21 protein-coding genes are annotated in these 18,525 nt (G+C 54.4%); 7 read left to right on the plus strand and 14 right to left on the minus strand.

What is annotated here, in order from left to right; genetic code table 11:
- Positions 1 to 18 precede the first annotated feature (18 nt).
- From IP581_RS11535 to IP581_RS11550, 4 genes are all read right to left on the minus strand, one after another.
- Positions 19 to 780, minus strand: coding sequence for an alpha/beta fold hydrolase (locus IP581_RS11535; protein WP_193820429.1), 762 nt, complete (start codon positions 778 to 780; stop codon positions 19 to 21).
- Between the two features lie 65 nt (positions 781 to 845).
- Positions 846 to 1,019 (minus strand): GhoT/OrtT family toxin, encoded by a 174-nt coding sequence (locus IP581_RS11540; protein ID WP_017456865.1) that lies wholly within the window; start codon positions 1,017 to 1,019, stop codon positions 846 to 848.
- 96 nt (positions 1,020 to 1,115) lie between these two features.
- Positions 1,116 to 1,289 (minus strand): GhoT/OrtT family toxin, encoded by a 174-nt coding sequence (locus tag IP581_RS11545; RefSeq protein WP_071925283.1) that lies wholly within the window; start codon positions 1,287 to 1,289, stop codon positions 1,116 to 1,118.
- Positions 1,290 to 1,461: 172 nt separating this feature from the next.
- On the minus strand, positions 1,462 to 1,755 hold the full coding sequence (locus IP581_RS11550) for a hypothetical protein (protein ID WP_193820430.1): 294 nt from the start codon (positions 1,753 to 1,755) through the stop codon (positions 1,462 to 1,464).
- Between the two features lie 228 nt (positions 1,756 to 1,983).
- Here IP581_RS11550 and IP581_RS11555 point away from each other — a divergent pair, with 228 nt between their 5' ends.
- Entirely contained in the window at positions 1,984 to 2,421 is a 438-nt protein-coding gene (locus IP581_RS11555; protein ID WP_097401026.1) for an ECs1072 family phage-associated protein, read from the plus strand.
- 65 nt (positions 2,422 to 2,486) lie between these two features.
- On the opposite strand, the gene IP581_RS11560 is transcribed toward IP581_RS11555, so the two are convergent.
- The 7 genes from IP581_RS11560 to IP581_RS11590 all read right to left on the minus strand — a co-directional run bounded on the left by IP581_RS11560 (position 2,487) and on the right by IP581_RS11590 (position 10,097).
- Positions 2,487 to 2,774 (minus strand): hypothetical protein, encoded by a 288-nt coding sequence (locus IP581_RS11560; RefSeq protein WP_228007757.1) that lies wholly within the window; start codon positions 2,772 to 2,774, stop codon positions 2,487 to 2,489.
- Positions 2,775 to 2,988: 214 nt separating this feature from the next.
- Positions 2,989 to 4,413 (minus strand): aminobutyraldehyde dehydrogenase, encoded by a 1,425-nt coding sequence (patD, locus tag IP581_RS11565; RefSeq protein ID WP_193820431.1) that lies wholly within the window; start codon positions 4,411 to 4,413, stop codon positions 2,989 to 2,991.
- A 25-nt stretch (positions 4,414 to 4,438) separates the two neighbouring features.
- The gene (locus IP581_RS11570) at positions 4,439 to 5,245 is read right to left on the minus strand and encodes an ABC transporter permease (protein WP_193820432.1); all 807 of its coding nucleotides are present in this window, start codon (positions 5,243 to 5,245) and stop codon (positions 4,439 to 4,441) included.
- Positions 5,235 to 6,164 (minus strand): ABC transporter permease, encoded by a 930-nt coding sequence (locus IP581_RS11575; protein WP_193820433.1) that lies wholly within the window; start codon positions 6,162 to 6,164, stop codon positions 5,235 to 5,237. The genes IP581_RS11570 and IP581_RS11575 overlap by 11 nt, the downstream gene beginning before the upstream one ends.
- Before the next feature lie 7 nt (positions 6,165 to 6,171).
- A complete protein-coding gene (locus IP581_RS11580) occupies positions 6,172 to 7,185 on the minus strand; it encodes an ABC transporter ATP-binding protein (protein ID WP_193820434.1) in 1,014 nt (337 codons plus the stop codon).
- A 17-nt stretch (positions 7,186 to 7,202) separates the two neighbouring features.
- Positions 7,203 to 8,345 carry a putative ABC transporter substrate-binding protein YdcS gene (ydcS, locus tag IP581_RS11585; RefSeq protein WP_193820435.1) on the minus strand — a complete coding sequence of 381 codons (1,143 nt, stop codon included), beginning with the start codon at positions 8,343 to 8,345 and terminating at the stop codon, positions 7,203 to 7,205.
- Positions 8,346 to 8,690: 345 nt separating this feature from the next.
- Complete coding sequence (locus IP581_RS11590) at positions 8,691 to 10,097, minus strand: aminotransferase-like domain-containing protein (RefSeq protein WP_193820436.1); 1,407 nt, start codon at positions 10,095 to 10,097, stop codon at positions 8,691 to 8,693.
- A gap of 249 nt (positions 10,098 to 10,346) precedes the next feature.
- Here IP581_RS11590 and IP581_RS11595 point away from each other — a divergent pair, with 249 nt between their 5' ends.
- The 4 genes from IP581_RS11595 (at position 10,347) to IP581_RS11610 (ending at position 13,460) form a co-directional block, all read left to right on the plus strand.
- A complete protein-coding gene (locus IP581_RS11595; protein ID WP_097401034.1) occupies positions 10,347 to 11,747 on the plus strand; it encodes a cytochrome ubiquinol oxidase subunit I in 1,401 nt (466 codons plus the stop codon).
- Positions 11,747 to 12,757, plus strand: a complete 1,011-nt coding sequence (cydB, locus tag IP581_RS11600) for a cytochrome d ubiquinol oxidase subunit II (RefSeq protein ID WP_193820437.1) — start codon at positions 11,747 to 11,749, stop codon at positions 12,755 to 12,757. Before IP581_RS11595 ends, cydB begins: the two co-directional genes overlap by 1 nt.
- A complete protein-coding gene (locus IP581_RS11605) occupies positions 12,757 to 12,885 on the plus strand; it encodes a DUF2474 domain-containing protein (RefSeq protein ID WP_086868873.1) in 129 nt (42 codons plus the stop codon). Before cydB ends, IP581_RS11605 begins: the two co-directional genes overlap by 1 nt.
- A gap of 113 nt (positions 12,886 to 12,998) precedes the next feature.
- Complete coding sequence (locus IP581_RS11610; RefSeq protein ID WP_097401037.1) at positions 12,999 to 13,460, plus strand: hypothetical protein; 462 nt, start codon at positions 12,999 to 13,001, stop codon at positions 13,458 to 13,460.
- A gap of 47 nt (positions 13,461 to 13,507) precedes the next feature.
- On the opposite strand, the gene IP581_RS11615 is transcribed toward IP581_RS11610, so the two are convergent.
- A complete protein-coding gene (locus tag IP581_RS11615; protein WP_193820438.1) occupies positions 13,508 to 14,188 on the minus strand; it encodes a nitroreductase in 681 nt (226 codons plus the stop codon).
- Positions 14,189 to 14,285: 97 nt separating this feature from the next.
- Here IP581_RS11615 and IP581_RS11620 point away from each other — a divergent pair, with 97 nt between their 5' ends.
- Positions 14,286 to 15,236, plus strand: a complete 951-nt coding sequence (locus IP581_RS11620; RefSeq protein ID WP_193820439.1) for a LysR family transcriptional regulator — start codon at positions 14,286 to 14,288, stop codon at positions 15,234 to 15,236.
- Positions 15,237 to 15,321: 85 nt separating this feature from the next.
- Positions 15,322 to 15,579 (plus strand): hypothetical protein, encoded by a 258-nt coding sequence (locus IP581_RS11625; RefSeq protein WP_193820440.1) that lies wholly within the window; start codon positions 15,322 to 15,324, stop codon positions 15,577 to 15,579.
- Positions 15,580 to 15,672: 93 nt separating this feature from the next.
- Here the strand turns inward: IP581_RS11625 and IP581_RS11630 are convergent, their stop codons facing one another.
- Both IP581_RS11630 and IP581_RS11635 read right to left on the minus strand, forming a co-directional pair.
- Positions 15,673 to 16,209: a hypothetical protein gene (locus IP581_RS11630; RefSeq protein WP_086868863.1), complete on the minus strand. Its 537-nt coding sequence runs from the start codon at positions 16,207 to 16,209 to the stop codon at positions 15,673 to 15,675.
- A 177-nt stretch (positions 16,210 to 16,386) separates the two neighbouring features.
- A complete protein-coding gene (locus IP581_RS11635) occupies positions 16,387 to 18,345 on the minus strand; it encodes a peptidase U32 family protein (protein WP_193820441.1) in 1,959 nt (652 codons plus the stop codon).
- Positions 18,346 to 18,525 lie beyond the last annotated feature (180 nt).

Here is an 18,525-nt window from a genome sequence, read left to right on the forward strand (position 1 = left end):
AATGTGCCGGGTTTCTTTTTACTCATGTTCCGCAATAAATGCCGCTAGCTTCTGCGCCAGCAAGGCTGGCTGTTCGTCAGACATGGAATGACCGGCACGCGGAATGATGCGCAACTCAATCCCTTGTTGTAGCACACTGTCGGCATCTTTATCCGGCAACGACAGCTCGCCAAAAATCAGCGTTTTGGGGCGCGGGAACCGGGCAAATAACGACATCCACGACGGCTCAATACCATCGACCAGGCTTTTCGCGCCGCGCCACACCGCCCAGGGAGCGCTGCTTTGCAGGCTTCCGGCCCAGGCGGTTTTTTCCTGCGCCAGCATTGCCGCGTAGCCGCAGGTGACAAAATCGGCCTCATCCTGAGCCGCGATAACGCGGCTAAATGTCCCGCCACCGGCGAAAAAATTAGGTTCAGATACCGCCAGCGCGTTGACACGCTGCGGGATACGCGAAGCGACTTCAATTGCGATACTGCCGCCCATACTGTGGCCGTATAACCAGAAAGCATCGAGCCCAAGATGATCCAGCAGTTCAATCACCACTTGCGCTTGATCGCTGGTGCGATAAGAGAAGCTCGCCGGACGCTCACTGTAACCGTAGCCCGGCAAATCGATAAGAATGGCGCACCTGCCAGCAAACGCCGGATCGGCGACGATGCGCGGGTATTCGTACGAAGACGCGCAGCCCAGGCCGTGAATAAAAACGACCGGATCGCCTTTGCCTGGTAACGCATGCCAGCGCACCTGCCCCTGCGCATGGAGTGAATAGAGACTGTCCATAAATGCCCTCTCTGCTGTAATACTGTTTTTATATACAGTATCACAGCATGATGGCAAGGACACGATTAAAAGAGAGAAAAAAGTAACGCGACGGGAAAACTGATAGGCCAGGTCGCGCCGACTAACAAAGCGCTCAGCAGGCGGATTTTGCGGCTATCTTTGGCGAGAAACCAGGTTGCCACGGCGCATAACACCGCCATGACAACATAGAAAATAAGCAGTTTGGTGTACAGTTCCAACGTCTGTCTCCTGTCCTTAGGTAAAACATCCGCCTAACATGTTGCACTAATTTTCAAGGCGTTATCGCTTTCGCCGTCACGCTTTGCTGGCAAAATTTAGAATATGGAAAATAACAGCGCAACCGGGAAGCTCATCGGCCATGTCGATCCCACTAAAAAGGCGCTCAGCAGACGAATACGTTTACGATCGTGAGAAAGAAACCAGGTAATCAGCGCGCAAATCAGCGCCATCACAAAGTAGAAAACCAACATTTTTTGGTATAACGACATAACAAACATTAACCCAGAAATAACAAAACGAACGCAATATGCTCTTTTTATTGATATATATCAAGTTAAATAGGGATTACTACGAAAGGCGTAGCCGCCGGCTTTGATTTAACCAGCTGATAGACCTACAAAAGCCGCAACCGCTTTCTTTTTTCTGCGGTCGGGTTGTTTCTTACCGATGTGTTTCACGCCACTGCGCAATATCCTCTTTTGTGACGTCTTCGGCGTAGCAAAAGGGCGAATACCCCCCCGCGCGACTCCACGCACTGCGTTTCCCACATGCACTGCCGTTCCTGGCATGATTGTAGGGGCAGGCACACGGGCCGGGGTAATTAGCAATAGATTCAGCAATGATCGCTTGTTTCACCTGTGCATCCGACAGGCGCTGCGTTTTGGCATAACTTTCAGATGTCGTGCATAAACCTGTGGCGGCGAGCGCAGCCCACAACAGCAATATATTTTTCATGCTTATTTTCCGACAAATCCAGGTCAGGTTGATCATTATTTTGTGGCGGGTTAAAAATGATTAAACACAAACTCCGCGCGTAATGAAACGATATATCCATTAATTTAATTTAAGGATTAACTGATATGTTATTGCTGCCGATAATCACGTCGGGAAGTTTGGCGAGCCGGGATTATCTCTGATATTGTCTACCGGCAAGGCAGACATCAGAGGAAACAAGGTAAGGTTATGCAGAAATATGACGATCTGTGGCAAGCCATAGAAGTTCGGGTGCGTGAAAACAATGACATAACGCACGTCGATATGACCACTGATACCGCCCGGGGCAATGCGGCCCGGCAGCGCATCGCGCAGATATTCGTCCTTGAAGTATTGCTCTCCCGCCACCGGGAAAAGTACGCCAGCAGTTTCGTTCCGCTTGCCGGTGAAGAGGCGCTTTATCATTTAATATTTAAACGCACCGGCTGGAAACCCTTTGAAGTAAAACAACTCTCGTTTATTGACGCCATGTTTGTGCTGGCGGAATTATTCCGCGATGAAAATCTACCGGCGGAAGTCCGCGCCGTTCTGCGTTCGCAGGGTGTAAAAGATGAGCCCTTCTCAACCTATGATTTTTCAGAGAAAGATTGGGCGCCGCGTGAAAATGAGGTGTTCCTGAAAAGGTAATCCTGCAAATTAATTGCATTGTTAAATAAATAAGGGCTCAGATGAGCCCTTATTTTTTAATTTTTTTAATTCAGCATGGCGGGAGTTGTTTCATTACCTGCGAGACTTTCAACGCGGGCAAAATAAAACTCTTCGCCTTCGCAATAGTAGGTTTCGATAGGCATGCGGGCACTTGCTGCCCCGCCATCAAGCCCCTCAATAACCCATTGCACCGAGGTTTCGCCATCTTCAACGGTCAAAAATTGAGACGCGCCCCCTGGTACGAGCACGACTACGATTTTACTCATTACTCTATTTTCCTTGCCTGATGTTTTTAAAAGCCAGACATTGTTGCCCAGGGCGATGACTGCCATTTTTCGCATTAATGACATTCATATGACAACCAATCGGGGCAATGTCTGTGGGCGGTTTTATTTAAATGTTTTTATTTCGCCACTCCGCTGATGGCTGGCTATTATTAAACCAGTTTTTCATTAATAACAACACACTTAATTTACTATGCGATTTACCTCATGTTTCATAAGGAAATAAACGCGATAAACACCGTCCGTGGCGTTTATTAATGGATTAATGTTTGATCATCACATGGCGTACTACGGTGTAATCTTCCAGCCCGTAGAGCGACATATCTTTGCCGTAGCCTGAGAGCTTCTGCCCGCCGTGCGGCATTTCGCTCACCAGCATAAAATGCGTATTTACCCAGGTGCAGCCATATTGCAGACGCGCGCTCAGGCGATGCGCGCGCCCCACATCTTTGGTCCATACCGATGACGCCAGCCCATATTGCGAATCGTTGGCCCAGCCCAGCACCTGCTCCTCATCATCAAACACCGTGACGCTCACCACCGGGCCAAACACCTCGCGCTGAACAATGGCGTCCTCCTGTTTTGCCCCTGCCAGCAGCGTTGGCGGGTAATAATAGCCCGCGCCTTCATGCTTTTTACCGCCGGTCACCACGCGAATATGGCTGAGCGCTTTGGCCTCATCGACCGCCTTGCTAACCCGCGCCAGATGGGCGGCGGAACTGAGCGGCCCAAGCTCTGTTGATGTATCGTCCGGCGCGCCCATTTTCAGGCTCGCCACCGCCGCACCCAGTTTCTCCACCAGCGCGTCGTAAATACCTTTTTGCGCGTAGATACGGCATGCGGCGGTACAATCCTGCCCGGCATTGTAATAACCGAAGGTACGAACCCCTTCCACCACCGCATCAAGATCCGCATCATCAAACACGATCACCGGCGCTTTGCCGCCGAGTTCCATATGGGTGCGCTTAATCGACGAGGCGGTATGGCCAATAATGTGCTCGCCTGTGGCAATCGAGCCGGTTAAGGAAACCATGCGCACTTTTTCATGGCTGGTCAGCGGATCGCCCACGGTGCTGCCGCGCCCGAACAACACATTCAGCACCCCCGCCGGGAAGATATCTTTTGCCAGCTCCGCCAGCTTTAACGCGGTGAGGGGGGTAATTTCCGAAGGCTTGATCACCACACAGTTGCCCGCCGCCAGCGCCGGGGCAAGCTTCCAGGCCGCCATCATCAGCGGGTAGTTCCACGGCGCAATCGAAGCGACGACACCCAGCGGATCGCGGCGGATCATCGAGGTGTGCCCTTCCAGATATTCACCTGCCGCCAGCCCGTTCAGGCAACGCGCAGCACCGGCGAAGAAGCGAAACACATCCACGACCGCCGGAATTTCGTCATTCAGGACACAGTGCAGAGGCTTGCCGCAGTTCAGGGATTCCAGCCGGGCGAAAGTTTCCGCATTATCCTCAATCACCTGCGCCAGTTGCAGCAGGCATTCGGCGCGCGCCTTCGGCGTCGTTTGCCCCCAACTGGCAAAGGCGCGAACGGCCGCCTGCACGGCGGCGTCGACTTGCGCGGCGGAAGCTTCAGCGATCTCCAGCAACACGTCGCCGGTAGCCGGGTTATAAACGGGCTGCTTCTCGCCTTCGCCGTTAACCAGTACGCCATTGATAAACAGTTGATGTTGCATAGTTCAGTCCTTTTAGCGTGGTCAGTTATTTGCCGGTTCCGGCAATCGTGTCGGTATCACGGGTCAGCCACCAGGCCCCCAGAATAGGAATCATCGTCACCAGCATCACCAGCAACGCCACAACATTGGTGACGGGCACATCGCGCGGGCGACCCAACTGGTTGAGCAACCACAGCGGCAGCGTACGCTCATGGCCTGCGGTAAACGTGGTGACAATGATTTCGTCAAATGACAGCGCAAACGCCAGCATGCCCCCCGCCAGCAGCGCTGACCCCAGATTGGGGAGCACCACATAACGGAAGGTTTGCCAGCCGTTCGCGCCCAAATCCATTGATGCTTCGACCAGACTCCAGGACGTTCGCCGGAACCTGGCAATCACGTTGTTAAACACCACCACCACACAAAACGTGGCATGTCCTACCACGATGGTGAAATAGCCCGGTTCCAGATTGACCGTTTTAAACGCGGTCAACAGCGCAAGCCCGGTGATAATTCCCGGTAAGGCAATCGGCAACAGCAGCAGTAAGGAAATGGCGCTTTTACCGAAAAACTCGCTGCGCCATAAGGCCATTGCAGCAAGTGTGCCAAGAACCAGGGCGATTGCCGTCGCCAGCGCCGCGATTTGCAGTGACAGTGTCACCGCATCGAGAATATCGCCCCTTGCGGCCGCCACGCTGAACCAGCGCAGCGTAAAGCCCTGCGGCGGAAAACTGAATGCGGCGTCCTCGGTATTGAAAGCATAGATGGCGATGATCAAAAGCGGAAAGTGCAGAAAGATGACACCGCCCCAGGTGGCGACGTTGAGCAAAAACGGTGCGCGTTCAGAGTGCATCAAACGCTCCCAGGCGTTTCACAAACGCCAGATAAAGGGCTATCAACACCATCGGCACAAGGGTAAACGCAGCGGCCATTGGCATATTACCAATCGCCCCTTGCTGCGAATAAACCATATTGCCAATGAAGTAACCTGGCGGCCCGACGAGCTGCGGCACGATGAAATCGCCGAGCGTCAGCGAAAAGGTAAATATCGAACCTGCCGCCACGCCCGGTACCGCCAGCGGTAACACCACATAACGAAAGGTCTGACGCGGATGCGCGCCTAAATCCGCTGAGGCTTGCAGCAGTGACGGTGGTAAGCGCTCAAGCGCCGCCTGAATCGGCAGGATCATAAATGGCAGCCAGATATAGACGAACACCAGAAAACGTCCGAACCCGGAGGTGGAAAGCGTATTCCCGCCCACGGCGGGCAGCGTCAGAAAAGCGGTAAGTAACGGCTCCAGCCCCAGATGGCTTAAAAACCACTGCGCCACGCCATCTTTCGCCAGCAGCAGTGTCCAGGCGTAGGCTTTAACGATGTAACTCGCCCACATCGGCAACATCACCGCGATATAAAAGAAGGCTTTCCATTTGCCCTGCGCATAACGCGCCATATACCACGCCATCGGAAAAGCGAGAATGGCGCTCGCGACCGTGACACTTATCGCCATTATCAGTGTACGAAGAATGATGTCGTAATTTGCCGGGTTAAACAGCGCCAGCAGGTTGGCGAACGTTAAATCCGGGGTGACCGACATGGTGAAATCATCGAAGGTGTAAAACCCCTGCCACAACAACGTGAGCAGTGAACCTAAATAGACAATGCCAAACCACATCAGCGGGCCTGCCAGCAGCAGGAGCAAGCCATAAACCGGTTTACGCCAGAAAAACGCGCTAAGCGTTACGCGGCGCGGTGAATGTTGTGCAATGCTCATCCCCCTTTCACCCCGCGCCCTGTAACGGCACCATTGCCTCGCGCGACCAGGAAACCCGCACCTGCTGGCCCGGCGCCAGCGTTTCTGGCAATAACGCATCGGAGAGGTTCGCCTGGCTGACCAGTAACTTTTCCCCCTGCGCCAGCGCCAGTTCAAAACGGGTGGAGGCGCCCTGATATTGCACGGCCTGCACCACGGCGCTGGCTTCGATTTCCCCTGGCGTATTCAGGCGAATATGTTCCGGGCGTAGCGAGTAAACCCCATTCATGCCGCAGAGTTTTGCCGCAAGCTCCACATCAAACACATTCGACGTGCCGACAAATCCGGCGACAAACGGCGTGCGCGGGCGCAGGTAAAGCTCGCGTGGGGTATCGATTTGCTCAATACGGCCATTGTTGAACACCGCTACGCGATCAGACATCGACAAGGCTTCGCCCTGATCGTGGGTGACAAAAATAAAAGTGATGCCGAGATCCTGTTGCAGCTTTTTCAGCTCCAGTTGCATCTGCTCACGCAGCTTCAGATCCAGCGCGCCCAGCGGTTCATCAAGCAACAATACTCTGGGCTCATTTACCAACGCGCGAGCAATGGCGACCCGCTGCCGCTGACCGCCGGAAAGCTGGGAAGGTTTACGGGCATGGACAAAGCCGAGCGCCACTTTTTCCAGCGCGTCACGGGCGCGGGCATGGCGCTGTTTTTTATTCATGCCTTTCACCATCAACCCGTAGGCGACGTTATCGAGCACAGACATGTGCGGAAACAGCGCGTAATCCTGAAAGACAGTGTTCACGTCCCGCTCCCAGGGCGGCAGCTCGCTGGCTTCGCGGCCAAAAATACGAATGGCACCGCCGCTGAGCTGTTCAAACCCGGCAATCAGCCGCAGGCAGGTGGTTTTGCCGGAGCCGGACGGCCCCAGCATGGAGAAAAACTCCCCGTCATTGACGGCGAACGATACGCCGTCAACCGCCCGGACATCGCCATAGACTCTGGCGACATCCAGGAATTCTACCGCATAGGTCATAGCGCACTCCTGGCAGGTTAACGGCCGCCCATAATGGCGATGTAATCCTGCGTCCAGCGGCTGTAAGGCACATATTTGCCGCCTTGCGCTACTGGCGTTTTCCAGAAGGCGATTTTGTCAAAGAAGCTGTAACCGTTGGTTTCGCAGCCCTTTTCACCCAGCAACGTACTGGCCTTGCACCCTTCTGGCACCACTGGCAGCGAACCAAACCAGGCCGCCACATCGCCCTGCACTTTCGGCGTCAGCGACCAGTTCATCCACTTGTAGGCACAATTCGGGTGTTTCGCCTCGGCATGGAGCATAGTGGTGTCAGCCCAGCCGGTTACCCCCTCTTTCGGGAAAACCGTGGCGATGGGCTGATTTTCCCCTTTCAGGGCATTGGCCTGATAAGGCCAGGCGCTGGAGGCCACCACCCCTTCGTTTTTGAAGTCGCTCATTTGTACTGTGGTGTCGTGCCAGTAGCGGTGAATCAGCAAATGCTGATCGCGCAGGGTTTTCAGCACCGCCTGATACTGTGCTTCGGTAAGCTGGTACGGATCGTCAATACCCAGTTGCGGTTGCGTAGCTTTCAGGTACAGCGCGGCATCGGCGATATAAATCGGGCCATCGTAGGCCTGCACGCGCCCTTTGTTGCTTTTGCCGTCCGGCAGGTTTTGCTGCATAAATACCACCGCCCAGCTATCCGGCGGTGTCGGGAAGGTTTTGGTGTTATACATCAAAAGGTTAGGCCCCCACTGATACGGCGTGCCGTAAGTTTTCCCTGCAACGTTGAACCATTCGCCTTTCACCAGCTTCGGATCAAGCGTTTTCCAGTTGGGGATAAGCGCGGTGTTTATCGGCTGGACGCGTTTACCCATGATCAGACGTAAAGAGGCATCGCCGGAGGCGGTCACCAGGTCGTAGCCGCCTTTGGCCATCAGGCTCACCATCTCATCGGAGGTGGCGGCGGTTTTCACATTCACCGCGCAGCCGGTCTCTTTTTCAAAGGCGGTCACCCAGTCATATTGCTTATCGGTCTGGCCGCGCTCGATATACCCAGGCCAGGCGATAATATCCAGCCGACCTTCTCCCTTTCCCACTTCGGTTGGTTCTGCGGCGTGTGCGGTCATCACCGTCAGACCCAGCGCACACAGGCTGCTGCGGGCAAATTTCTTGCTCATTATTTTCTACTCCTGTCGCAATGAAAAAGTGCGGCAGCCTTGCCGTAAATATATCTCCCTTAATAAAAATAGACGGCGCGCTGACGGCATGAATGTGGCCCGTCGGAATTTTCGCAAGGATGTGACAGATGACGCATTGCGTTAACAATGAAAATGCTACTGCGCGCGCTTTTGGAGTATAGACAAGGAGTTAGCAAACGCCCGTTAATCTGTGTTGCTATTCACGTTTCCTATGAATACCAACATCGCGAGCGCAGAAAATAATGACGGCGCACGTCAAATTTACGCCGCCATTATTTTTAACAAGAGAATAAGTTATTCAGGAAATAAGAAAGACGGGTGCGGTTAATTCATCATCTGGCGAATTAATTCGCCCAGTTGCATTACCGCCCGCTCCTCTTTATCGCCCCAGGCCCAAGCGCAATTAAAGCGGAAAAACGAACGCCAGTTGTCGGATGTCGAAAACATTTTCCCAGGCGCAATACTGATATGGTGCGCCAGCGCCCGCTGGCTCAGTTCACCGGCATCCAATCCGGCGGGCAGCTCCAGCCATAAGAAATAGCCGCTCTCATTACGATAGATTTTCACGTCCGGCGGCAGATGGCGCAGCAGCGCCTGCCAGGCCAGATGTTTGCGCTCGGCAAGCTGTCTGCGCAGGCGGCGCAAATGGGCGTCGTAGTGATGCGTTGATAAGTAATCGACCAGCGCCAGTTGCAGTGGCGAACTGGTGGATAATGTGCTCATTAATTGCAATTGCTGAATGCGCCTGGCGTGGCGTCCGGCGGCGACCCAGCCGACGCGAAACCCGGCGACCAGGCATTTTGAAAATGAGGAACAGTGCAACGTCATGTCGCGCGTATCCCAGGCTTTCGCCGGTAACGGCTGTTCGCGCCCGTAGTAAAGCTCACTGTAAACATCGTCTTCAATCAGCGTGACGTTGTGCTCAGCCAGCAGCGCGACCAGCTGCGCCTTTTTCTCCGCACTTAAGGTAAACCCGAGCGGGTTCTGCGCGTTGGTCATCAGCCAGCAGGCTTTGACCGGATAGTCGGCTAATGCCTGCGCCAGTGCATCAAGATCGATACCCTCTTTAACATCGGTCGGCACCGACAGTGCTTTTAACTTCAGTCGCTCCAGCGCCTGCAACGCGCCGTAAAAACAGGGGCTTTCAATAATCACCCAGTCACCCGGCTCTGTCACCGCCTGCAGGCTGAGATTCAGGGCTTCCAGCGCGCCCGCGGTGATAACAATCTCATCCGGCGATATGTTCATCCCCTGGCGGGCATAGCGCTTGGCAATGGCGTGGCGCAACTGGCTGTTCCCCGGCGGCAGGTTTTCCATCACGCTCATGGCGGTGGCGCTTTTACTCACCTTTGCCAGCGACCGGTTGAGCTGCGGCATCGGGAACAGTTTGGGGTCGGGAAAGGCGGAACCAAACGGCAGCACCGAGGCATCGCAGCTGGCCTGTAACACATCAAAAATATAGGTATTGATGTCCACCGCTTCATCACGCGTGATCCTGGCCGCCGGTGTGCGCGGTAAGCCGGGCGCTGGCGCGACAAAATAGCCGGACTGCGGCCTGGCAATTACCCGCCCCTGGCTTTCCAGCAACTGATAAGCATGACCGACGGTCATAAAACTCAGCCCGCTGCTGGTCACCTGCTCACGCAGCGACGGCAGCTTCTCTCCCGGTCGCCAGACCCCAAGCTCGATTTGTTCTGCGATTTGCTGCGCCAGGCGCTGGTATTTTTTCATGATTTTTCACGTGTTAACAAAACACCTACATCATGGCACGCGGTGCGTCATCTTGCTATATCAGTTTGCGCAAAACAGCCCATTATGCGCACTGTTATGGTTATTGGTTGCCGCTTCGTCTGGACTAATCTGCAACCTGCCGTACCCTTTGTAAGGAACTGTTATACGAAAATTCTTTTTATCTGTTTCTGCAAGTTCACGCTTGTGCTCATTAACATTGACGCCACAACATTGACATTGGGGTTGTGCATGTTCGGTTTAGACGCGTTTTACCTGGCGAGAATACAGTTCGCCTTCACCGTTTCGTTTCATATCATTTTCCCGGCTATTACCATCGGCCTTGCCAGCTATCTGGCGGTACTTGAAGGACTGTGGCTTAAAACCCGCAACCCGGACTGGCGCACGCTGTACCATTTCTGGTCGAAGATCTTCGCCGTTAACTTCGGTATGGGGGTGGTGTCCGGGCTGGTGATGGCGTATCAGTTCGGCACCAACTGGAGCGGGTTTTCCCAGTTTGCCGGCAGCATTACCGGGCCATTACTGACCTATGAAGTGCTGACCGCTTTCTTCCTGGAAGCGGGTTTTCTCGGCGTGATGCTGTTTGGCTGGAACAAAGTCGGGCCTGGCCTGCACTTTTTCGCCACCTGTATGGTCGCGCTGGGCACCATTATGTCCACCTTCTGGATCCTCGCGTCCAATAGCTGGATGCATACGCCGCAGGGCTTTATCGTCGAAAATGGCCAGGTGGTGCCGGTCGACTGGTTGAAGGTTATCTTTAATCCCTCCTTCCCGTACCGGCTGATGCACATGACCATTGCGGCATTCTTAAGCAGTGCGCTGTTTGTCGGCGCGTCTGCCGCCTGGCATCTGTTACGCGGGAATAACACGCCCGCTATTCGCAAAATGTTTTCTATGGCGATGTGGATGGCGCTGATTGTTGCGCCGATTCAGGCGATGGTCGGTGATATGCACGGGCTGAATACGCTTGAACATCAACCGGCAAAAATCGCCGCCATTGAGGGCCACTGGGAGAACCCGCCTGGTGAAGCGACACCGCTTATCCTGTTCGGTATGCCGGATATGGAGCAGGAGCGCACGCGTTATGCCGTGGAAATCCCGGCGCTCGGCAGCCTGATCCTGACACACAGCCTGGATAAGCAAGTCCCGGCGCTGAAATCTTTCCCGAAAGATGAACGTCCCTATTCACCGATTGTGTTCTGGTCGTTTCGCATTATGGTCGGGCTTGGCGTGCTGATGATTGGTCTGGGTGTGGCGGCGCTGTGGCTGCGTTTCAAAGACAGGCTGTATCAGTCGCGGCCGTTTTTACACTTTGCGCTATGGATGGGGCCGGCGGGTTTGATCGCCATTCTCGCCGGTTGGGTCACGACGGAAGTGGGTCGCCAGCCGTGGGTGGTGTATGGCTTGCTGCGCACGGCCGATGCGGTTTCCGCGCATGGCGACTTGCAAATGAGCCTCAGTTTGCTGGCGTTCTTTGTTGTCTACTGTTCCGTTTTTGGCGTGGGTTACAGCTACATGGTGCGGCTTATCACCAAAGGACCCGACGAGCGTGATGAGCATGCGACACAAGGCACACCGGCGCGCCCCCTTTCAGCGGTGGGTGACCATCTCGACGCGGATGAGGATAAATAATGGGCATCGATCTTTCGTTAATCTGGTTTGTCATTATCGTCTTCGCCACCCTGATGTATATCGTGATGGACGGTTTTGACCTTGGTATCGGCATTCTGTTTCCCGTCACGCGTGACGCGCACGATCGCGACGTGATGGTCAACAGCGTCGCGCCGGTATGGGATGGCAACGAGACCTGGCTGGTGCTCGGCGGCGCGGGGTTGTTCGGCGCGTTTCCGCTGGCTTATGCGGTGATTGTCGATGCGCTGACCATTCCGCTGACCTTAATGCTGATCGGTCTTATCTTTCGCGGCGTGGCCTTTGAGTTTCGTTTCAAAGCCACTCCCGCGCACCGGCCGTTCTGGGACAAAGCGTTTCTCTCCGGTTCGCTGCTTGCCACCTTTACCCAGGGTGTCGTGGTGGGCGCGGTGCTTAACGGTTTTCAGGTGACCGGCCGCACATTTAGCGGCGGTGCGCTCGACTGGCTGACGCCGTTTAACCTGTTTTGCGGCGTCGGGCTGGTCATCGCTTATGCCCTGCTCGGCGCGAGCTGGCTGGTGATGAAAAGCGAAGAGCCGTTGCAGGGGAAAATGCGCAAGGCCGCGAGGAAACTGTTGCTGGCGATGTTAGTGGTGATTGCCGTGATTAGCCTGTGGACGCCGCTGACACATGCCGCGATTGCCGAGCGCTGGTTCAGCCTGCCGAACCTCTATTTCTTCTCGCCGGTGCCGCTGTTAGTCGTGGTACTGAGTGTCTGGCTGTGGCGCAGTCTCGGCAATCCGGACTCCCACACGCTGCCGTTTGTGCAGACGCTGGGGCTGATTTTCCTCGGGTTTAGCGGCCTTGGCATCAGTATCTGGCCGCATATTATTCCACCGGATATCACGCTGTGGCAGGCCGCTGCGCCAGCGCAAAGCCAGGGCTTTATGCTGGTCGGCGCCCTGCTGATTATTCCGATTATTCTGGTTTATACCTTGTGGAGCTACTACGTGTTTCGCGGCAAGGTGCAACATGGCGCGGGGTATCATTGATGAAACACTCCTTTTTTAACCGCCTGATGTGGATGCTGTTAATCTGGGGCGGCAGCGTGCTGGCACTATTTGCGGTCAGTATGGTGTTCCGTCTGCTGATGTCGGCGGCGGGGTTTAAATCGCACTAATTGTTCAGGTACAACGGACGATCCCGGCTAGTAATTTCCGGGATCGTTCACTACGCTTTTTGTTGTCCAATTTACGTTAGAGCTGCGATTTTTCATGGATTTAGGGAGAGATGATGATTAACCTCGTTCAGACGCCTTACGATCTCAATTCGGGCTATCCGATTGTTCGTCGCACGCTGGAAGACAAAAAGAAACTGGTCAAGCATGAGGGTTTTGGCCCGGAATCGTGCTGCGCCACCATTGAATACACACTACGCGGGAATTCCCGCTATGCGTTTGGCAACAGCCAGATGCAGGTCGAAATGCCGCCGAATATCTACGCGCACAACTGGGTGAAACTGCACGGGGAAATGACCGCGCTGGTTGCCGCAATCCGGCGTATTGAACGGGTCGATAGCACGAGCGCCGTCCTGCCAATCACCAGCGCTTACATCGAACTGCGGCCTTGTGAAGCCAGCTGCCTGCCAGCACTGCATAACATGCTGCCCGACAACATCACCGTCTACTTCTCTTTTCTGCATCCCACGCAAGTTGATCAATGGAAACAGAGCGCCCGCGCGCTGTGTGCCGCATAACGCCGACCAGAGCCGCTGGCGATTAGCGTCTCTGGTCACCCGCGACATTACCCGTGCATCACCACACTTTGCTTAACGGCAATACGCGGCATGCGTGTTTTCGCCGACGGCGCCGACATATCCGCATAACCAAACGAGATGCCGAACAGCAGGCGGTAATCAGTGGAAACGCCGAGTTCTTCGCGGATCATATCGGCGTGAAATCCGAGCAACGTCTGCGGAATACCGGCAAAACCGCGTGCGGTCAGTGACAACAAAAAACTCTGCGCATACATGCCAATGTCGGAGGCAACGCGGATGTTGTCACCAAAGGACGGCATAAACAGAAAAGCAGCGTGTGGCGCATTAAAAAACTGATAATTTCGCAGATAAGCCTCTTTACGCCGCGCTTTATCTTCACGCGCCACGCCTATCGCCTCGTAATAAATCCGCGCTTGCTCATGAGCGCGCTCGAAATAGTCGCCATGAAAATCATCATAAGAAAAGGTGAAATCCGGTGTCTGGCGCCCTGCAAGATCGTTTTCCGTCATCCTTTTCGCAAGACGGTTTTTGGTTTCACCGGAAACCACATGCACGTGCCACGGCTGCGTGTTGCAGTTAGACGGGGAATATTGCGCATCCTGCAACACGTCCTGAATTTGTTCGTCCGTTAACGGTGCAGGTAAAAATGCGCGGGCGGAAAAACGCTGGCGGACGGTTTCATCGAAGGCTTTAACGCTGGTACTCATGACTTTTCTCCGGTGTTGAGTGTTCGCGTAGCTTAACGATGAAACCTGTTCGTAAAAACACTACAATGCGCCATGGACCTTTGCGGATTACGCACAGATGAATAAGCTCAGTCAAATTAGCGCCCGCTCAATGCAGCTGTTTCTCGCCATTGTTCGCGAGGGCAACTTATCCGAAGTCGCTCGCAACGAAGGTCTGGCGGCCTCGTCTTTATCACGCGTGGTTCAGCAACTGGAGCAGGCGCTGGAAACCCAGTTGTTATATCGCAACACGCGCGCGGTGATTGCCACTGAGGCCGGTCATATCTATGCCGACACGTTTCGCGCCATGTTGCAGCAGCTTGCGGACGCGCAAACCCAGGTGGATGAGCGTCGCGATGAACCTGGCGGGCGCATTCGTATCAATGCGCCAATCTCATTTGGCCTGCGCCATATTGGCCCCAGAATCAGCGAATTGAGCGAACGCTATCCGCGTCTGCATATCGAACTGAACCTGAACGATGACTATATCGACCCGTTTGCCGACGGCACCGATCTGCTGCTGCGTATCGCCGCGCTGCAGGATTCTGAGCTGCATGGTCGGCTAATTGGGCATCAGAACTGCCATTTAGTGGCAACACCCGCCTATGTGCGTCGTTATGGTCAACCAAACACGCCGGAGGCGTTGCAGTCGCACCGCTTACTGGCATATCGCGGGAAAAGTGGTTTACAGCGCTGGCGTTTTCAGCGCGGGGAGAAATCCTGCCAGTTTTTGCCGCAGGCCAACATCGTTTCCGATAACGCGGAATTGCTGTTACAGGCCGCCCTGAATGATGCGGGAATCTTGCTTTTCCCGGACTGGCAAGTGGGTGAAATGCTAAACCGCAATGAGCTTGTGGCGCTCATGCCCGATTTTACCGCCAGTTATTCGCCAACGGCGCAGTCGCTCTGGTTGCTCTACCCTGGCGGGAAATACCCGTCGCTTAACACCCGCACGGTGATCGACTTTTTACTGGCAAGTTTCGGTTCACCGCCCTACTGGCGCTATCTTCCGCAGCGCCGCCAGGAATAATCCCGAAGGCGTAGCGCTCCATTTTCCCTTCACTTTTTTATCGTCAAATCGTCGCCACGCAATAAAACGAGTAAGGATGTAAAAGATGAAAAAAATTGCACTGGTGTCTGCCATTCTGGCGGTGAGCTTCTCTTCGATGGTGTTTGCTGACGAACGTCCGCCGCTACCGCCGGAACAGTACCCAAACGGCCAGCATCATAACAATGATAAAAAACCGTCGCACGACGCGCCGCCGAAACATAAGCAGGATAAGCCGCCGCGCCACGATGACAAACACCACGATAAGCACAACGGTAAGAAACCGCCACTGCCGGAAGAAAGCCGTCCGGGTGACGACCGCTAATCCAGCCTGCAATGCAAACAGGCCTTTCACCATCAAGGGAAAGGCCTGTTTTTTATCTGGCAGATACGGTTTTAACGCCGCCTGCTCAGGCAGTTACGATCCCATCGCTTTGGATAACCACGACTTGCAGATACCACGGCGCAAATTCCACGGTTTCGCCGGTTTATCCTGATAGCGGTCATACACTTTATCCAGATCGTCCTGGCTGGTGATATTCAAGTCCGCCGGAATTTCAACCGCCCCACGGGAGCTGATTGCCACATAGTGTTTCCCTTTTTCAAGGAAAAATGCGGTCTCATGGATCCACATCCTGCCGCTGGAATTATCCTGGACAATTAACGTCCAGTATTGATCGCCTTTAAGTCGGCTGGTAAAAAGCCGGTCAACAACGCCTTCCAGCATATTATTGCTGATGTAAATCATCTCGGCGGAATTAAAGCAGTCGCCCTCTTTGTTATAACGCTGGAAATAAAACAGCCCCTGATGAGCTTTATTAGCCTGCGTGTAGACCACGGTTGCATCGCTACCGGTATAAGCCTGATAACGCTGCGTTCCGAGCGGGCCCGGCGTACAGGCAGACAACAAAAATGCGCCAGCAACAAGCAAGGCGCTTAACGTAAATTTATGCATTTCCTCTCCATGAATATCATCAATAAGCCATTTCTTATTATTTTCGCACGGTCAGATTAACGCATTATGGTTATTAACGCATGGGGGTTATTCCCGCGACGGGATAATTTATGGCTATTCAGAAGAATTGTTTTGGGGGCAGCAAAAAAAACAGGGTGGCATAGTGCCACCCTTGGTTTATTTGCGTTTTGGCAACGTTTTTAATAAGTCATCGGCGCTCATCGACGCCACGACGCTGCCCGGCAGGGGCATTTTCAGAATATGGTTCTTAATTTTGCCAATCACATGCATTTCACACGGACGGCAGTCAAATTTCAGTGTCAGCACTTCGTCGCCATGCACCAGCTGCATTGGCGTCGCGCGCCAGCTTTTGATATTGCCTTTCGCCTGTTTCGGGCACAGGTTGAAGGCGAAGCGCAAGCAGTGTTTGGTGATCATCACCGGCACATCGCCTTTCTCTTCATGGGCTTCGAAGGCGGCATCGATCAGTTGCACACCGTAGCGGTGATAAAATTCACGCGCTTTATGGTTATAGACATTAGCCAGGAATGACAAATGTGTTTCCGGGTAAATCGGCGCGGGGGTCGCCACCGGTTTGCGGCTGCCGCGCTGGTAATTCGCCAGCCGCGCCTCTTCCAGCATCTCTACCGCTTCGCGGCGCAGCTGGTTGAGCAGGCTGTTAGGCACAAACAGCGCCCCCGGCAGATTAACGGTGATCGCCTGCGCGTAATAACGGGTTTGTCCCAGTTTCGCCAGCCCGTCTTTCAGGCTTTCCAGCGCTTTTTGCGCATTATTGGCTTCGTCAAACTGCCCCTCCAGCGTGTGCGTCACGCTGACGCCATCTTCGCTGGTCAGCGTCAGCACCAGTTGCTCCTGCCAGCCGCCAAGCTCGATATCCACACCAATGCGACGCTCACTGGAGGTTTTCAGTAACGCCTGCTGCCAGTTATGATCAAGGTTACGGTTCAGCGCATGGTGCGGGCGCAGCGTTCGCAGCGCGTCCGGCATTTCGTTCGGGAATACGCGGTAACGGTTCTCGCCCGTTTTCTCGGCGACGTTGACGCGAAAACCCACCACTTCACGCTTTACCAGCACGTTCAGGCCATCACCGTTGGCCAGCGGTTCCGTCACTTCTACGTCGAGGTGATCTTTCGCTACTTTCAACACTTCACCGACCGGCAGGCCGATAAATTTCGGTGAATCAAACGCGCCAATATCAATTTTGCGCGCATTGACAAAATAATCGGTGCTGCCGCGATGGAAGGTTTTGTCTGTCGAGGGAATAAAAAAGTGTTCAGTACGCCCGGCAGACGCGCGCGCCAGGTCGCCGCGATCTTCGATAATGGCGTCCAGCATCTGGCGATAGTGCGCGGTGATGTTCTTCACGTAGCTCATATCTTTGTAGCGCCCTTCAATTTTGAAGGAGCGCACACCGGCATCGATCAGCGCCGCGAGGTTGGCGGTCTGATCGTTATCTTTCATAGACAGCAGGTGTTTTTCATATGCCACGACGCGGCCCTGATCGTCTTTCAGCGTATAGGGCAAGCGGCACGCCTGGGAGCAGTCGCCACGGTTGGCACTTCGTCCGGTCTGCGCATGGGAGATATTGCACTGCCCGGAATAGGCCACACACAATGCGCCGTGGATAAAGAACTCAATGGTGGCGTCGGTCGCGCTATGAATGGCGCGGATCTGCTCCAGGTTCAGCTCACGCGCCAGCACAATCTGGCTAAAACCGACATCGGAGAGGAATTTCGCTTTTTCCACGCTGCGAATGTCGCACTGCGTACTGGCGTGCAGCTCAATCGGCGGGATATCCAGCTCAAGTACGCCCATATCCTGCACGATCAGCGCATCGACACCGGCCTGGTAGAGATCGTGGATCAGACTCTGCGCCGGTTCCAGCTCGTCATCATGAAGAATGGTGTTCAGGGTGATAAACACTTTCGCGCCGTAGCGATGCGCGAAAGGCACCAGTTCGGCGATATCGCGCAGGCTGTTACCGGCGTTATGCCGCGCGCCGAAACCAGGGCCGCCAATGTAGACCGCGTCAGCGCCATGAAGGATCGCTTCACGGGCAATGGCGGCGTCGCGAGCCGGGCTTAACAGTTCAAGATGATGGGGGTGCAGGCGCATACAATCGTCGTTATCCATTATGTGCAAAATGGCGGCTATTGTAGTCACAACCGGGGCGTTTCACCACCGGCCGCAGGGGGAATTTGCGTCTGTCGGCAATGCAATGTTGAAATTGCTATTTCCGCTGCGTTTCGTGCGGCGATAGAGTGGTGGCTCGGACATTCCTCGTCACGTTTTATC

The sequence above is a fragment of the Kosakonia pseudosacchari genome (genome assembly GCF_015167415.1).
Classification (GTDB): domain Bacteria; phylum Pseudomonadota; class Gammaproteobacteria; order Enterobacterales; family Enterobacteriaceae; genus Kosakonia; species Kosakonia pseudosacchari.

Excerpts from the sequence above, each read along its gene's own strand:
- IP581_RS11595 (WP_097401034.1), top strand. The coding sequence starts at position 10,347 with ATGTTCGGTTTAGACGCGTTTTACCTGGCGAGAATACAGTTCGCCTTC.
- IP581_RS11575 (WP_193820433.1), bottom strand. The coding sequence starts at position 6,164 with ATGAGCATTGCACAACATTCACCGCGCCGCGTAACGCTTAGCGCGTTT.
- ydcS (WP_193820435.1), bottom strand. The coding sequence starts at position 8,345 with ATGAGCAAGAAATTTGCCCGCAGCAGCCTGTGTGCGCTGGGTCTGACG.
- IP581_RS11625 (WP_193820440.1), top strand. The coding sequence starts at position 15,322 with ATGAAAAAAATTGCACTGGTGTCTGCCATTCTGGCGGTGAGCTTCTCT.
- IP581_RS11570 (WP_193820432.1), bottom strand. The coding sequence starts at position 5,245 with ATGCACTCTGAACGCGCACCGTTTTTGCTCAACGTCGCCACCTGGGGC.
- IP581_RS11545 (WP_071925283.1), bottom strand. The coding sequence starts at position 1,289 with ATGTCGTTATACCAAAAAATGTTGGTTTTCTACTTTGTGATGGCGCTG.
- IP581_RS11535 (WP_193820429.1), bottom strand. The coding sequence starts at position 780 with ATGGACAGTCTCTATTCACTCCATGCGCAGGGGCAGGTGCGCTGGCAT.
- IP581_RS11610 (WP_097401037.1), top strand. The coding sequence starts at position 12,999 with ATGATTAACCTCGTTCAGACGCCTTACGATCTCAATTCGGGCTATCCG.
- patD (WP_193820431.1), bottom strand. The coding sequence starts at position 4,413 with ATGCAACATCAACTGTTTATCAATGGCGTACTGGTTAACGGCGAAGGC.
- IP581_RS11635 (WP_193820441.1), bottom strand. The coding sequence starts at position 18,345 with ATGCGCCTGCACCCCCATCATCTTGAACTGTTAAGCCCGGCTCGCGAC.
- IP581_RS11590 (WP_193820436.1), bottom strand. The coding sequence starts at position 10,097 with ATGAAAAAATACCAGCGCCTGGCGCAGCAAATCGCAGAACAAATCGAG.
- IP581_RS11630 (WP_086868863.1), bottom strand. The coding sequence starts at position 16,209 with ATGCATAAATTTACGTTAAGCGCCTTGCTTGTTGCTGGCGCATTTTTG.
- IP581_RS11605 (WP_086868873.1), top strand. The coding sequence starts at position 12,757 with ATGAAACACTCCTTTTTTAACCGCCTGATGTGGATGCTGTTAATCTGG.
- IP581_RS11560 (WP_228007757.1), bottom strand. The coding sequence starts at position 2,774 with ATGGCAGTCATCGCCCTGGGCAACAATGTCTGGCTTTTAAAAACATCA.
- IP581_RS11615 (WP_193820438.1), bottom strand. The coding sequence starts at position 14,188 with ATGAGTACCAGCGTTAAAGCCTTCGATGAAACCGTCCGCCAGCGTTTT.
- IP581_RS11620 (WP_193820439.1), top strand. The coding sequence starts at position 14,286 with ATGAATAAGCTCAGTCAAATTAGCGCCCGCTCAATGCAGCTGTTTCTC.
- IP581_RS11580 (WP_193820434.1), bottom strand. The coding sequence starts at position 7,185 with ATGACCTATGCGGTAGAATTCCTGGATGTCGCCAGAGTCTATGGCGAT.
- IP581_RS11550 (WP_193820430.1), bottom strand. The coding sequence starts at position 1,755 with ATGAAAAATATATTGCTGTTGTGGGCTGCGCTCGCCGCCACAGGTTTA.
- IP581_RS11555 (WP_097401026.1), top strand. The coding sequence starts at position 1,984 with ATGCAGAAATATGACGATCTGTGGCAAGCCATAGAAGTTCGGGTGCGT.
- cydB (WP_193820437.1), top strand. The coding sequence starts at position 11,747 with ATGGGCATCGATCTTTCGTTAATCTGGTTTGTCATTATCGTCTTCGCC.